Below are 14,013 nucleotides of genomic sequence, written 5' to 3' on the forward strand. Positions count from 1 at the left end.
GCTCTCTCGTGATTTGAGACTGGTCCAGCAGGTTCAGTAGCTCCTCTTGACGGGGTTGGCGGCGGCGCAGGTCTGGGATTGCGGCTCGACGGTAGTGACTTTCTGGCCCCAGTCCTCGGGCTTGGCTTCAATAACGCCCAAAGCGACCTTGTCGACAAACAGCACGTAGTCAGCGGGGCCAGCGTAGGCCCGGTACTCGCGTACCGCTATGCCGCGCCCGGCGCTGAAAAGGCACCCGCCAGCCAGCCACCGGCCAGCCAGAGAGCGGCGACGGAGGCCAGTACCTGCAACACCCGGTCGGTCAGGGAGCTGCCGCCGTGATCGTGGTGTTCATGCCCGCCGTGGGAGTGCGCCTTTTGGGCGCGCCGCCATAACCACAAGAGCGCCGCTGTGACTGCCGCAAACACTAGGTTCAGGACGAGTTGGTAATTCACCTGAAAAAACTCGCGCTCGCCCGGGCTCTTGGCGTTGGAGGAGTCCGGCAGCATATCCAGTGCGGCCAGGCCGTAGTGCATCGTCATTGCCACGGAAACGATGCCGATCAACATCAAGGCCAAGATGTACAGGGCCATTTTCCAACCGTAGTAGGCGGCGTTGATGCGAAGCACCGGGAGCACCACCAAGTCAGAGAAAATAAACGCCATGACGCCGGCAAAAGTAACGCCTTGCGCGAATAGTACCGCGGCAAGCGGGATGTTGCCCATGGAGCCGATAAAGGTGAAGAAGGCCGCTAGTGGCCCCACCAGGGTTTGTGCGAGCACGGCGCCAAAACCGGGGTTGGCGGCGTTCTCTCCGCCGGATCCGATAAACAGCATTTGGAAAAAACTCTCAGGCACCATGGCGGAAATAATACCGGCCACCGTGAAACCAATCAGAACGTCTTTCCAGACCATTTGCCATTCCATGACATAGGTCTGCCCGATCTGCTGCCAACCGGCCCGGCTCGTCACTTTTTCCTTCCAGCTTTTGTGCTCGCCGTGTTCTTCCTCTTCGCCGTCGTCCATCTTTTTTCGGGCCTGGGCTTCCAGCCGCCGTGGACGGGTCACGCGAACCAACAGCCATACCACCAGAATCAGAAGCACGCCGCCGACGTATTCGCCCACCACGAATTGCCACCCGAGAAAGATCGCGATGACCATCCCGAGTTCGATCACAAGATTAGTGGAGGCCAACATAAAGGCAAGGGAGGGTGCCAGCCCCGCGCCCTTATTGAAGAGCGCACGGGTGGTGGACAAAGCGGCAAAACTGCAAGAGCTGGATAGGAACCCGAAAAAAGTGCCGAGCCCAACGCTTCGCGGCCCGTCTTTGCCCATTAGCCGTTGCATTCGCTCTTGAGTGACAAGCACCTGAATCAAGCTGCTGATAAGGTAGCCCAGGGCAAAGGCCCAAAAGGCCATCCAGAAAAAACCCACGGAGGTACGGGCCGCTTCGTGCCACAGCGAAAAAAACTGGTCCATCCTTATCTCCTGTTAAATCGCATAGAGTCGTTGCTATTACCCTAAAGGCCCTAGCCATAAAACACAAATAGGTGTCCCGCCAACCTCACGATTTATCTCTGACCCACTGGTCTCCCTCTTTGTGGTATTCCTCCTTGACCGCGGACCAAGCTACGCGGTGGGCCACCTCTTCCCGGCTGGCGTTACCGCGCCGATCATCGCTGTCTTTATATTCATCCCAGGCGGAATTGAACGCCTTGCGGTAAATGGTCTGCCCATGGGATGGCACATTGTTCTTCACCCCATCCGGTAATTCCGAATTCTTTTGGTAAGGCATGCGAAATCCTCCTATGCTCATTCATTAAGCAACGCCTGAACCATGGCGCATTAACGGGTGGTTATCCAACGGTCGACTTTCATTTCAGTGAACCACTCGAGGAATCCTAGGTCACGGTGTTAGTGGCATCCGCCATGGCAAACACCTTAATTATTGCGTTCGACATAGAAAAACCTACCACGTTCCGCCAGTGGTCGAACCGCCGGCCGCTTTCGGCGCACGTGTCCGCAACCACCAAAGGAGAATGCATCATGAGCGACGACTATGGCAGCAAAAACGGCAATGGCGGCGAACTGCACCAGCAGGCCAACACAGAGGCCAACACCCTGACGACCCAGCAGGGCACCCCCATCGCCGATGACCAAAATTCATTAAGGGCGGGTCCCCGCGGCGCCACGCTGATGGAAGACCAGATTCTGCGGGAAAAGCTGTTTCACTTTGACCACGAACGCATACCGGAGAGGGTGGTTCACGCCCGAGGGTTTGGCGCCCACGGTTATTTTGAAAACTACGACTCACTCTCGGATTTGACCTGCGCCGATCTGTTTCAGCGCAAAGGTGAAAAAACACCCGCCTTTGTCCGCTTCTCCACCGTGGCAGGCAACAAAGGCTCCGGGGACCTGGCCCGTGACGTTCGCGGTTTTGCCGTCAAGCTCTACACACAGGAAGGGAACTGGGACATTGTCGGCAACAATATTCCCGTCTTTTTTATTCAAGATGCGATTAAATTCCCCGACTTGATTCATTCCGCCAAACAGGAGCCGGACCGGGGCTTTCCGCAAGCTCAGACCGCCCACGACAACTTTTGGGATTTCGTCACTCTGACACCGGAAAGCGTCCACATGCTAATGTGGACCATGTCCGACCGGGCCATTCCCCGCTCCTTTCGCTTTATGGAAGGCTTCGGCGTCCACACCTTTCGCATGGTCGATGCCAGCGGCAAATCCACGTTTGTGAAGTTTCACTGGAAACCCAAAGGGGGCCTGCAATCCGTGGTGTGGGATGAGGCCCTAACGATCAACGGGGCTGACCCGGACTTCCACCGGCGCGACCTCTGGGATGCCATTTGCAGCGGCCAATATCCGGAATGGGAACTCGGCCTTCAGGTTTTTGATGAGACGTTTGCGGAAGAATTCGAGTTCGACGTTCTCGACCCCACCAAAATCATTCCAGAGGAGCAAGTTCCCGTTCGCCCCGTCGGGCGGCTGGTGTTGGACCGGGTGGTGGACAACTTCTTTGCGGAAACCGAGCAGGTCGCTTTCTGCACCCAGAACATCGTCCCCGGCATTGACTTTACCGACGACCCTTTGCTGCAAGGGCGCAATTTTTCCTACCTGGACACTCAACTGAAGCGCTTGGGTGGCCCCAACTTTACCCACATTCCGGTTAACGCGCCGAAGTGCCCCATGCACCACTTTCAGCAGGACGGGCACATGGCCATGAAGAACCCGACAGGCCGAGCCAACTACGAGCCCAATAGCTGGGGCAAGGAGGAAGGCGGCCCGAGGGAGAACCCCGACAAAGGCTTTACCAGCTACCCGTCGCAGGTCAGCGGGGACAAGCAGCGGGTGCGCTCCGAAACCTTTTCGGACCACTACAGTCAAGCCAGACAGTTTTATATTAGCCAAACCGAGGAGGAGCAGACGCACATTGCCGATGCCTTTATCTTTGAGCTGAGCAAAGTAGAGACAATTGCCATTCGCGAGCGGATGGTGTCGCACCTGCTGAATGTGGACACTGCCCTGGCCCAGAGCGTGGCCCAGGGGTTGGGTATCGACCCCTTGCCGAAGGCAGCCGAACCGGCAGTAAACCCCCGCGACGACCTTCCGGCCTCGGACGCGCTCAGCATCCTGAAGAACGGACCCAAGAACTTTAAGGGCCGCAAGCTGGGCATCCTTCTCACTGACGGTGCCGATGGCGATCTGCTTTCCAGCATTGAAAGCGTTTTGAAACAAGAAGGCGCCGTAGCGGAAACCGTGGCGCCGCACAGTGGCGAAATTAAGGACGATAAGGGACGAGCCGTGGCCGTTACTCACAAAGTCGACGGTGGCCCTTCCGTTCTGTTTGATGCGGTGGTCGTGGTGCCCAGCAAAGAAGGCGTCAAAACCCTGAGCGCCCTGCCACCGGCGCAAAACTTTGTGCGGGACGCCTTCCATCACAAAAAATTCATCGGTTTCAGTTCCGAGGGCCAAACGCTTTTGCACGAGTCGGGCATCGCCTACTCCCAGGACCAAGGGTGCACGCCGCTGAAGGATGAGGCCTCTGTTAAGGCGTTTATCCAACAGTGTGCCGAGCTTCGGTATTGGGCTCGCCCATAGTCCCTATCGCTCGCGGGCGTCAACCTGGGCCCCTTCCAGGTTGACGCCCGAGGCTTGACAGCATCACAGCGACGCTGGATCATGCGGCGCTCTGTTTCTTGACGAGGTCTTTCCATGCTGCTTGCCCTGGGCGCTGTCATTGTCGGTTTAATCATTCTGGTATGGAGTGCCGACCGCTTTGTGGACGGAGCCGTTTCCACGGCCAGTCATCTGGGCATGCCGCCGCTGCTGATCGGCATGGTGATCATCGGCTTTGGAACCTCCGCCCCCGAAATGGTGGTCTCCGCCCTCGCCGCTTCCCAAGGTAGCCCCGGCCTGGCGCTGGGCAATGCCTACGGTTCCAACATTACCAATATCGCCTTGATCCTCGGCCTGACGGCGGTGCTCAGCCCAATTGCCGTGCACTCGCAGGTATTGCGCAAGGAGCTGCCGATACTGGCCCTGGTAACCGTACTCTCGGTTTGGGTGGTGTGGAACCTGGAGATCAGCCGGCTCGATGCTATTCTTCTGCTGGTGGTTTTCACGGTGATTATGGGTTGGAGCATCTGGCAGGGCATGCGCGGAAAAGGAGATGTGCTCGGCGGAGAAATGGATAAGGAGCTTCAGGAACACCCCATGCCGCTGCCCAAGTCCCTAATGTGGCTCACCATCGGGCTGGTGCTTTTGGTCGGTAGCTCTCGTCTGCTGGTCTGGGGCGCGGTGGATATCGCCACGGCACTGGGCGTGAGCGATGTGATTATCGGTTTGACCATTGTGGCCATCGGCACCTCCCTGCCGGAGCTGGCCTCCTCCATCGCCGCAGTTCGCAAAGGCGAGCACGACCTGGCGCTGGGCAACGTGATCGGCTCGAACCTGTTCAACACCCTGGCCGTGGTGGGCATTGCCGGCGCCATTCATCCAATGGCGGTGGACCCCGACGTGTTAAGCCGGGATGTGGTCGTTATGAGTGCGTTGACACTATCACTGTTCGTGTTCGGTTACGGCTTGCGAGGCCGGCAAGGGCGCATCAACCGCGTTGAGGGCGGCGTTTTGGTGCTGGCTTACGCCAGCTATACCGCCTATTTGATTTACACGGTATTTGGTTAACCGTTACGGGGCGCCTTAACACGGGCGCCCCTAAACCGTGAGCGGTGCGTTTAAACCACGAAGATTGCGCCCAGCAAAATCAGGTTCGCCAGCAACGCCAGCAAATAAAAATAACTGCGCGGGCTCGGATTGCGCTCGGTGGCAATCGCGTAATACAGCCCCATGTGAGCAAGGCGCGAGAGCGCGAACACCCAGACCAATACCCCCACCCAAGTCGGGTCCGTTCCAACAAAAAAGGCCAGAAACACCGTACCCAGAAACAACGGCAGGTTTTCCAGCGAGTTCATAAACGTCCGGTGAGAACGGAACACGAACGAATCGTGAGAGAGGGATTCATCGATTTTACCGGGCACCGCTCCCGGCTGGCTGGCCTTGCTCGCACTCGCGGCCAACATTTGGACCACTAGGGTGATGAGTACTAAGTACACCCCCCAAAACGCCAGCTGGTATTCCTCACTCATTGCGCTATTCTCCTGTTACGATTGTGACCACTTCATGGCTTTAGATTAAAGGACACGTGTATGGAAATTCTGATTCTCGGCCTGGTGATTTTCCTCGGGAGTCACTCGACCGGCCTGTTTGCCCCTGATTGGCGAGACCGCATGGTAACCCGCCTGGGTGCGCCCACCTGGAAAGTAGCCTACGCCGCAGTGTCGCTGGTTGGTTTCGTGTTGATTATTTGGGGTTACGGTTTGGCTCGCGGTGAACCCATTTGGCTGTGGCACCCTCCGGTGTGGACCCGCCACCTGGCGGCGCTACTGACCCTTCCCGCCTTCATTCTGCTTGTGGCTACGTATGTGCCGGGGAGCCGGATCAAGGCCAAGGTCGGCCACCCGATGGTATTGGGCACCAAAATTTGGGCGTTTGCCCACCTGCTCGCCAACGGCACGGTGGCGGACGTATTACTGTTCGGCGCGTTTCTGGTGTGGGCCATCGCCGCGTTCGCCATTATGCGCCGCCGGGACCGTCTCGCCGGGGTGACCCGAGACCCTGGCTCGCTCGGGCGCGACGGCATCACGCTGGTGGTGGGACTCGTGGCTTGGGTTGTATTTGCGCTGTACTTACACCAGGTGCTGATCGGTGTAGCGCCCATGGGGGCCATGGGCTAACACCTGCCACCGCGCCTATTGCGGCGGACTGTCCAGCTCCTCCACGTGGACTTCCATCCGCGTGGGGTACAGGGCCGGGCCGAACTGGTTAAATACCGCCACGTCCGCCGCGTCCCGTCCGTAAGCCACCCGCACACGCCCGCCTCGCGGTTCATGCTGAGTGGGGTCAAAGGTGTACCAACGCCCGTCCACATAGGCCTCGAACCAGGCGTGAAAGTCCATCGGTTCGAGCTTGTAGAGGTAACCCACCACCATGCGCGCGGGAATGCAGAGCCCGCGACACAGGGCGATGCCCAAGTGCGCAAAGTCCCGGCAGACGCCTTCGTTCATTTGGTTGAAGTCAGCAGCGGAGAGCTGAAAGTGCGCGGCGTCGGGGTTGTAGCGAAACTGCTGGCGAATCCACTGCTCGATACGGGCCACCTGGTCATACCCCGGCTTGGCATCGCCGGTAATTTCCCGCCCCATCAGAATAAACTGGTCCGACTCGCAGTAACGGCTGGGCAGCAGGTAGGTTAATACGTCATTCGGCAGATCCTGCACGGGCACAAAGGGGGCACCCGGCGCCACTTCAATGGTGTCTTCGGTCAGCACATCGGCGGAGGTTCGAATCACAAACTTGCCCGGTGGGGAAATCAGGCGCTGGCAAAGGTTGTTGTAGGGGTCCGTGTATTCACGCGCCGGAATACTCGGGGAAAACGTGTAGGACTCCCGAGCCACCCACTGGTGGGTGCCGCTGCGCGGGCGCAACATCAGGATAAACGGCGCGGGCTCACTCTCATCAAACTGAATTTCGCAACCGGCGCGTAGCCACATGTCGGCCTCCAGGCTATTGGGGTTTTCGGCTTTTTCACTTTACTCGTGGTTAAGGACCGGTTTTATAGTGGCCCTGTTCCCACTCTAACTCAATTTCGGCCAATAGGGGCTTATGATCGGACAATCCGGACCAGGGCTTGCGCGGTAACACGATGGGCGCGTGCCCTCGGGCCGAACGTACGTAGATACGATCCAACCGCAACATGGGCCAACCGGCGGGAAAGGAGCGTGCCGGTAGGCCATACTCCTGGGTAAAGACCTCGCGCAGACCGGCCTGCTCGGCCAGGAGCCGCTGGGCCCGACCGCGCCAGTCGTTGAAGTCTCCGGCGACCACTACCGGCTCGTGTTCCGGAATACTGTTGACCAGCTCACACAAACGGCGCAACTGCCGCTGACGGTGATGCTCGCGCAGGTTCAGGTGCACGCAAATGGCGTGCAGCGGCAAGGGCTCGGTCACCAGGTCCAGCGTGCAGTGCAGCATTCCGCGCTGCTCAAGGCGACTGAGGGAGATGTCGTGATTGTCCCACTGTTTGATCGGGTACTTACTCAACAGCGCATTGCCGTGGTGCCCCTTGGGGTAAACCGCATTGCGCCCGTAGGCAAAATCCTGCCAGATGGTGTCGGCGAGAAATTCGTACTGGGAAGCCGCCGGCCATTGCGGACCCAGCCGGCGGGACCAGCCTTGGTGCTCCCCCAGCACTTCCTGCAGAAACACAATATCCGCCCCCACCGAGCGCACCGCTTCACGCAGCTCCGGCAGGATAAAGCGACGGTTGAACAGACTGAAGCCCTTGTGGGTGTTCACCGTCAGTATGCGCAGCGTGCAACTCATGGTCGGACCTCGCGCGGGGCATCCATTCAGTGCAGGTCCAACACGTCCTGCATGTCGTACAGGCCGGGCTTCTGACTGGAAAGCCAAAGAGCCGCGCGCACGGCGCCCCGGGCGAAAGATTGCCGGCTGGAGGCCTTGTGGGTGATTTCCACCCGCTCCCCATCGGCCATAAACATCACGCTGTGGTCACCCACCACATCGCCGCCGCGCACGGTGGCAAAGCCAATGGTATCCCGGTCGCGGGCGCCGGTTTGACCTTCGCGGCCGTAAACCGCCGACTTATTCAGGTCACGCCCCAGCGCATCCGCCACGACTTCCCCCATGCGCAGCGCGGTACCGGAGGGCGCATCCACCTTGTGCCGGTGGTGGGCCTCGTAGATTTCCACATCAACGTCGTTACCCATGACCCGCGCGGCGGTGTCGAGTAGCTTCAGGCAAAGGTTTACGCCGGTGCTGTAGTTGGCGGCAATACACAATGCGGTCGCTTTGCTCTGCCCTTCCAGCTCGGCCTTTTCCTGTTCGTTAAAACCGGTGGTACCGACCACCAGGCCCTTGCCATGCTCGGCACAAAGCGCGGCGTTTTTCAGCGTGGCCGCCGGCGCGCTGAAGTCGATCAGCACATCAAACTGATCGATCACCGCCGCGACGTCACCGCTGAGCGCAACGCCGAGCTTCCCCATGCCGGTCAGTTCGCCAGCATCTGCGCCGATGAGCGTGCTCTCGGGGCGCTCGATGGCGGCGGTCAGAGTCGTCTGGTCATTCGCGCTGACGGCTTCAATCAGGGCTTTCCCCATACGGCCGGAAGCGCCACTGATGGCAATCTTGATGGTCATAGTGTTTCCTTAATCAATTACTTCTCAAGTTCAAGTCACATTCAGTTTATCGTGTGGCACTGAGGTCCGGTTGGGGGTAAGGCTTTCCAAGACCGTGAGCCGTGGGACTAGCGCTCTCGAGCGTACAGGGACGTACTTGCAGCGTGTCTTGGAAAGCCTTACCCCCAACCGGACCGGTATCGAATATAACCTACTTGCCTGACTCGCCCTCGTCCTTCGACGGCGGAGGCTCTTGGGAAATCCAGCTATCGTCATCATCGGCGAACAAGTGCCCAAGCTTGCCCCGCTTGGTTTCCAGGTAGCGGGCATTGTGCGGGTTGCGCCCGGTCTGGTGGGAAATACGCTCCGCCACCGTAATCCCCATATCCCGCAACGCCTTAACCTTGCGCGGGTTGTTCGTCATCAACTTGAGCGAACGAATATTCAAATGCTCCAACATCGGCTTGAGAATGCCGTAATCGCGCATATCCGCCCCAAACCCGAGACGCTCATTCGCCTCCACCGTGTCAGCCCCACAATCCTGCAAATGATAGGCGCGGATCTTATTCAGCAGACCAATTCCCCGCCCTTCCTGACGGAGATAAAAAATCACCCCCCGTCCTTCCAACGCAATCTTATGCATCGCCGCCTGTAATTGAGGGCCGCAATCGCAACGCATACTGAACAGAGCATCCCCGGTTAGGCATTCAGAATGAACACGAGCCAAGACCGGGGCCTCGCCACTGATGTCACCCAAGGTTAGCGCCAAGTGCTCTTTATCGGATTGATCGTCGGAAAACCCATGCATGGTAAACATGCCCCAGGGCGTCGGCAGCTTGGATGATTCTACAAAGCGTATGGTCACGCACAGACCTCTTAAGCGGGTGAGTCAGAGCCCACCATTTTAAACCAACAAACCGTTAAACAAGGAAAACCACCAGCTGAAGCACCAGCCAGGCGTAAACAGCGGCCAGCACGTCATCAATCATGATGCCGAAGCCACCGTGCACGCGCCGGTCGAGCCAGCTGATGGGCCATGGTTTGAGAATGTCGAAAAAGCGGAACAACACAAAGCCGAGGAGCATCCACTGCCAGCCCGCGGGCGCGAGAAACAGGGTTAGCCAGTAGCCCACCATCTCATCCCACACAATGCCGCCGTGGTCGTGAACACCCAGAGCCTTGGAGCTGCGATCACACCAGTAGACCCCCAGGGCAAACGTCACCAGCAGCCACAGACTATAGAGGGGCACAGACAAGTCCTGAATGAGCCAGTACACCGGTACGGCCGCCACGGTACCAAAGGTGCCGGAGGCCGGGCGCAAGAGGCCGCTGCCAAAGCCGAAGGCAAACAAGTGGTTGGGGTTGCGCCAGAGGGCGCCCAGGGTCGGGTATTGGGGCTTGGGCTTACGCATCAGAAATGGGTATAACCTTGTTGGGTCGCAAAGGATTGGGTGGCAAAAGGTTCGCCGTGTAAACGACAGTCTACCCCACTGCCGGCCCGCATGCGGCCGACAACGCTCGCCTGCAGTTCGCCGGAGGCGATCAGCATGCCGAGCTCGCCCATCTGGCTCTCGGGCACGGTAAAGCACAGTTCGTAATCATCGCCGCCCGTCAGGGCCCACTCTCGGGCCTGGGTTTGATCGGTGGCGGCCTGTAGCGCTGCGGAGAGCGGCAAATCTTCCACGAAGATCTCCGCTCCCAGGTCACTGGCTTCGCATATGTGGCCGAGGTCGGCAAGCAGCCCGTCGGAAATGTCCAACGCCGCGCTGGCAATACCCGTCAGCCGAGAGGCGGCCTCCAGGCGCGGCATGGGCCGCCAGTAGCGTTCGGTCAGGAAGGTGCGGACCTCATCTCCCGGATCCTTGCTCAAGCGCTCCTGAAGCACGGCCAAGCCGCCGGCGGAATCCCCCAGGGTGTGGGTGACCAGGACGTAATCCCCGGCGCTGGCGCCATCACGGCGCAGAGCCAGCCCCGTGGGTACCGCCCCCATGGCCTGAACGGTGATGGACAGCGGCCCACGGGTGGTATCACCGCCCACCAAGGTACAACCGTATTCTTCGGCGGCGGCGAACAGGCCCCGGCTGAAGCCCCGCAGCCACTCTTCGGAGGCCTCGGGTAGCGTCAGCGCCAGCGTAAACCACAACGGCCTGGCGCCCATGGCGGCGAGGTCGCTGAGGTTGACCCGCAGCGCTCGCTGGCCGATCTCCTCGGCGGGGGCGTCCTGGGGAAAGTGAGCACCGGCCATCAGGGTATCCACCGTGACCACCAGGGACTCACCGGCCGGTGGTTGCAACAGCGCGGCATCGTCGCCCACGCCGAGCAGCACCGACTCCGGGGTGGACTCGGCACTGTGTTGGCGGAAGTAATGGCGGATCAGTTCGAATTCACCCATTGTAGTCCGTTCAGTTGGCGATGTTGGCGTAGAACGGGGCTGAGCGCCGTAATTAACGAGCGCTTTTCTCGATGGCGCGGACGTCATTGGCCGCGTGGTCCAACACCCCGTTGATAAATTTATGGCTTTCCGCGGCGCCGAACTTTTTGGCCAGTGACACCGCCTCGTTGATGACGACTTTATAGGGCACATCCACCCGGTACTTGAGCTCGTAGCTGCCCAGGCGCAACAGCGCGAGAGTGACCGGGTCCAACTCTTCCAGGCTGCGCCCTTGGAGGTGGGGCACAAACACGGATTCCACTTCGCTCAGATATTGAGGCACCGCGTGCAGCAGCTCATGGAAGTAGTCCACGTCCACATGGGTCATGTCGTTGTCGGTGCGAAACTCCGCCTCAATGGCGCCCAGGTTGGCCCCGGCCATCTGCCATTGATACAACCCCTGCATGGCGTAGTGCCGCGCCTTTCGGCGAGCGGCGGGTGTGGGGGCTTTGGTTGGTTCGGGCATGATTAGACTCGTCCCAGCAATGAAACCATTTCCAGTGCGGTGGAGGCCGCCTCCACCCCTTTGTTACCGGCTTTGGTGCCGGAGCGTTCTATCGCCTGCTCAATGGTGTCCACGGTCAACACCCCGAAGCTCACCGGCACATTGGCGTTCAGGGAGACCTGGGCCAGCCCCTTGGTGCACTCTCCCGCGACATAATCGAAGTGAGGCGTGCCGCCGCGAATGACCGCTCCGAGGGCGATGATCGCATCAAACTCACCTTTGGCGGCGATGCGCTGTGCCACCAGGGGAAACTCAAAGGCACCCGGCGCGTAGAAGATAGTCACCTGGTCATCTTTGATGCCATGGCGGCGCAGGGTGTCCAGAGCACCGTCTTTCAGACTCTCGACCACAAAACTGTTCCAGCGACTGACCAGCAGCGCGTAGCGACCTTTACTAGCGGCGAAATCGCCTTCTACAACTTTGATTTGACTCATAGCGGTGTTGTCTCTTGTCTTGTAACGTTCGCCCACATCAGTAGCGAGCAATAGTGTGAGGTGGCCGGAGGCGCTCAGTGAGCGTCCGGCTCCAGGTGTTCAACGATTTCCAAATCAAAACCGGAGAGTGCGGTAAAGCGCATGGGGGCGGACATCAGACGCATCTTACGCACCCCCAAATCCCGCAGTATCTGCGAGCCGGTACCCACCTGCTTGTACACTTGGTCCGGGCTGCGAACCGGCTGTTTCCCCGAAAGCATCCAGTCAATGCCTTCCTCGACCTTGTTGGTGCTTTCATCGTGGCAGATTAGCACCATCACGCCCTGGCCCTGGTCGGCAATGGTTTGGAGCGCCTCGCGGTAGGTCCAGGAGCGAGCGGCCCCTTCGCCCGGACGTTTCAGCCCGATCAGGTCGCGGGCCACGTCCATCACATGAACTCGCACCAGTGTGGGTTCGGCGGGGTCCACATGCCCTTTGAGCATGACAAAATGCAGGTCACCGCGAGCCAAGTCGCGGTAGGTTAGCAGCTCAAAGGGACCAAATTCGGTTTCTACCTGGCGGCGGTTGATGCACTCAACGGTTTTCTCTTTCACCGCCCGGTAGTGAATCAAGTCCGCTATGGTACCGATTTTCAGGTTGTGTGTCTGGGCGAAGGCCTCCAAATCGGAGCGCCGCGCCATGGAACCGTCCGGATTCATAATCTCCACAATGACCGCCGCTGGTTCAAAACCGGCTAGGCGGGCCAGGTCGCAACCGGCTTCGGTGTGGCCGGCCCGGCTCATTACCCCACCGGGTTGGGACATGATCGGGAAAATATGCCCCGGCTGGACAATTTCCCGTGGCTGGGCGTCCCGCCCGACCGCTACCCGCACGGTACGGGCCCGATCGGCCGCTGAAATGCCAGTGGTAACTCCATCGGCCGCCTCGATGGAGACGGTGAAGTTGGTGGAGTAGCGCGCCTGATTGTCGGAGACCATTAGCGGCAGACCAAGCTGTTGGCAACGCTCGGGCGTCAGGGTCAGACAAATCAAACCGCGGGCATGAGTGGACATAAAGTTAATGTCCTCCGCCCGCACCTGCTCGGCCACCATAATCAGGTCGCCTTCGTTTTCGCGATCCTCGTCATCCATCAGGATGACCATTTTGCCCTGGCGCAGATCGTCGATCAGCTCTTCCGGTGTGTTCAGTTCCATAACCACCTTTTCAACCTTCACTTCATGGCCGCTTCGCTCAGCGGCGCGTAAAACCGTGTTCAGCCAGAAAGTCCAGAGTGAGGCCACCCCCGCTTTCCGCCGCCTTGTCCCCCAGTAACAGCCGTTCGAGATAACGAGCCAGGACATCCACTTCCAAGTTGACCCGGGTGCCGGGCCGGTAGTTGTCCATGATGGTCCATTTGAGGGTGTGGGGGACGATATTCAACTCAAACTCGGCCCCATCGACCTGATTCACCGTCAGGCTGGTGCCATCGACGGTAATCGAGCCTTTGTGGGCAATGTACTTTGCCAGGGCATCGGGGGCGCGGAGGGTAAAGCGCTCCGAGCGGGCGTCGCTGTAGCGCTCGACCACCTCACCCACCCCATCCACATGGCCGCTGACAATGTGCCCGCCCAACCGGGTGGTGGGGGTCAGCGCCTTTTCCAGGTTAACCGGCTGGCCGGTCGACCAGGTTCCAACGGTGGTGTGCTCCAGGGTCTCGCCGGAGACATCGGCCCAATAGCCATTGCCCGGCAAGTCCACCACCGTGAGGCAAACACCGTTGGTGGCGATGGAGTCGCCCAGCTGTACGTCCGCCAGCGACAGGTCGCCGGTTTCGATCAACAACCGAAGGTCGCCGCCTTTGGGTTCAAGGCGGGCCACCCGGCCTTTCGCTTCAATAATGCCTGTGAACATGTGCGTTTTC

Annotated in this window: 17 protein-coding genes and 1 pseudogene; 3 read left to right on the plus strand and 15 right to left on the minus strand. The window is 59.5% G+C overall.

The genetic code is table 11. The features are described from left to right. Window positions 1–33: 33 nt before the first annotated feature. The 4 genes and pseudogenes from AAE514_RS14385 to AAE514_RS14395 all read right to left on the minus strand — a co-directional run bounded on the left by AAE514_RS14385 (window position 34) and on the right by AAE514_RS14395 (window position 1,773). A complete protein-coding gene (locus tag AAE514_RS14385; protein WP_347332246.1) occupies window positions 34–165 on the minus strand; it encodes a hypothetical protein in 132 nt (43 codons plus the stop codon). Next, window positions 166–210 (minus strand): annotated as a pseudogene (locus AAE514_RS18685) (hypothetical protein); the annotation flags it as partial. Beyond that, window positions 207–1,457 carry a permease gene (locus AAE514_RS14390; protein ID WP_347332247.1) on the minus strand — a complete coding sequence of 417 codons (1,251 nt, stop codon included), beginning with the start codon at window positions 1,455–1,457 and terminating at the stop codon, window positions 207–209. The gene AAE514_RS14390 and the pseudogene AAE514_RS18685, both read right to left, overlap by 4 nt. 85 nt (window positions 1,458–1,542) lie before the next feature. Next, entirely contained in the window at window positions 1,543–1,773 is a 231-nt protein-coding gene (locus AAE514_RS14395) for a ChaB family protein (RefSeq protein WP_347332248.1), read from the minus strand. Window positions 1,774–2,024: 251 nt separating this feature from the next. Here AAE514_RS14395 and AAE514_RS14400 point away from each other — a divergent pair, with 251 nt between their 5' ends. Next, window positions 2,025–4,091 (plus strand): catalase, encoded by a 2,067-nt coding sequence (locus tag AAE514_RS14400; RefSeq protein ID WP_347332249.1) that lies wholly within the window; start codon window positions 2,025–2,027, stop codon window positions 4,089–4,091. Window positions 4,092–4,205: 114 nt separating this feature from the next. Continuing rightward, a complete protein-coding gene (locus tag AAE514_RS14405) occupies window positions 4,206–5,177 on the plus strand; it encodes a calcium/sodium antiporter (RefSeq protein WP_347332250.1) in 972 nt (323 codons plus the stop codon). 50 nt (window positions 5,178–5,227) lie between these two features. Here AAE514_RS14405 and AAE514_RS14410 read toward each other — a convergent pair whose 3' ends face one another. Further along, on the minus strand, window positions 5,228–5,638 hold the full coding sequence (locus AAE514_RS14410) for an MAPEG family protein (protein WP_347332251.1): 411 nt from the start codon (window positions 5,636–5,638) through the stop codon (window positions 5,228–5,230). Window positions 5,639–5,698: 60 nt separating this feature from the next. Between AAE514_RS14410 and AAE514_RS14415 the strand changes: the two genes are divergently transcribed. Next, entirely contained in the window at window positions 5,699–6,286 is a 588-nt protein-coding gene (locus AAE514_RS14415) for an NnrU family protein (RefSeq protein WP_347332252.1), read from the plus strand. A 15-nt stretch (window positions 6,287–6,301) separates the two neighbouring features. On the opposite strand, the gene AAE514_RS14420 is transcribed toward AAE514_RS14415, so the two are convergent. The 10 genes from AAE514_RS14420 to AAE514_RS14465 all read right to left on the minus strand — a co-directional run bounded on the left by AAE514_RS14420 (window position 6,302) and on the right by AAE514_RS14465 (window position 14,003). After that, the gene (locus tag AAE514_RS14420) at window positions 6,302–7,099 is read right to left on the minus strand and encodes a transglutaminase-like domain-containing protein (protein WP_347332253.1); all 798 of its coding nucleotides are present in this window, start codon (window positions 7,097–7,099) and stop codon (window positions 6,302–6,304) included. A gap of 49 nt (window positions 7,100–7,148) precedes the next feature. Beyond that, the gene (locus AAE514_RS14425; RefSeq protein ID WP_347332254.1) at window positions 7,149–7,931 is read right to left on the minus strand and encodes an endonuclease/exonuclease/phosphatase family protein; all 783 of its coding nucleotides are present in this window, start codon (window positions 7,929–7,931) and stop codon (window positions 7,149–7,151) included. Between the two features lie 26 nt (window positions 7,932–7,957). After that, window positions 7,958–8,764, minus strand: a complete 807-nt coding sequence (dapB, locus tag AAE514_RS14430; protein WP_347332255.1) for a 4-hydroxy-tetrahydrodipicolinate reductase — start codon at window positions 8,762–8,764, stop codon at window positions 7,958–7,960. 190 nt (window positions 8,765–8,954) lie between these two features. Then, the gene (gene ribA / locus AAE514_RS14435) at window positions 8,955–9,608 is read right to left on the minus strand and encodes a GTP cyclohydrolase II (RefSeq protein WP_347332256.1); all 654 of its coding nucleotides are present in this window, start codon (window positions 9,606–9,608) and stop codon (window positions 8,955–8,957) included. A 55-nt stretch (window positions 9,609–9,663) separates the two neighbouring features. Continuing rightward, window positions 9,664–10,155 (minus strand): phosphatidylglycerophosphatase A family protein, encoded by a 492-nt coding sequence (locus AAE514_RS14440; protein WP_347332257.1) that lies wholly within the window; start codon window positions 10,153–10,155, stop codon window positions 9,664–9,666. After that, window positions 10,155–11,135 (minus strand): thiamine-phosphate kinase, encoded by a 981-nt coding sequence (gene thiL, locus AAE514_RS14445; protein WP_347332258.1) that lies wholly within the window; start codon window positions 11,133–11,135, stop codon window positions 10,155–10,157. The genes AAE514_RS14440 and thiL overlap by 1 nt, the downstream gene beginning before the upstream one ends. A 52-nt stretch (window positions 11,136–11,187) precedes the next feature. Continuing rightward, window positions 11,188–11,640, minus strand: coding sequence for a transcription antitermination factor NusB (gene nusB / locus AAE514_RS14450; protein ID WP_347332259.1), 453 nt, complete (start codon window positions 11,638–11,640; stop codon window positions 11,188–11,190). Window positions 11,641–11,642: 2 nt separating this feature from the next. Beyond that, a complete protein-coding gene (gene ribH, locus AAE514_RS14455; RefSeq protein WP_347332260.1) occupies window positions 11,643–12,113 on the minus strand; it encodes a 6,7-dimethyl-8-ribityllumazine synthase in 471 nt (156 codons plus the stop codon). A 74-nt stretch (window positions 12,114–12,187) separates the two neighbouring features. Beyond that, window positions 12,188–13,306 carry a bifunctional 3,4-dihydroxy-2-butanone-4-phosphate synthase/GTP cyclohydrolase II gene (gene ribBA / locus AAE514_RS14460; RefSeq protein ID WP_347332261.1) on the minus strand — a complete coding sequence of 373 codons (1,119 nt, stop codon included), beginning with the start codon at window positions 13,304–13,306 and terminating at the stop codon, window positions 12,188–12,190. Window positions 13,307–13,343: 37 nt separating this feature from the next. Beyond that, the gene (locus AAE514_RS14465) at window positions 13,344–14,003 is read right to left on the minus strand and encodes a riboflavin synthase (RefSeq protein ID WP_347332262.1); all 660 of its coding nucleotides are present in this window, start codon (window positions 14,001–14,003) and stop codon (window positions 13,344–13,346) included. Between the last annotated feature and the right edge of the window lie 10 nt (window positions 14,004–14,013).

Source organism: Marinimicrobium locisalis (assembly GCF_039822625.1).
Classification (GTDB): Bacteria; Pseudomonadota; Gammaproteobacteria; order Pseudomonadales; family Cellvibrionaceae; genus Marinimicrobium; species Marinimicrobium locisalis.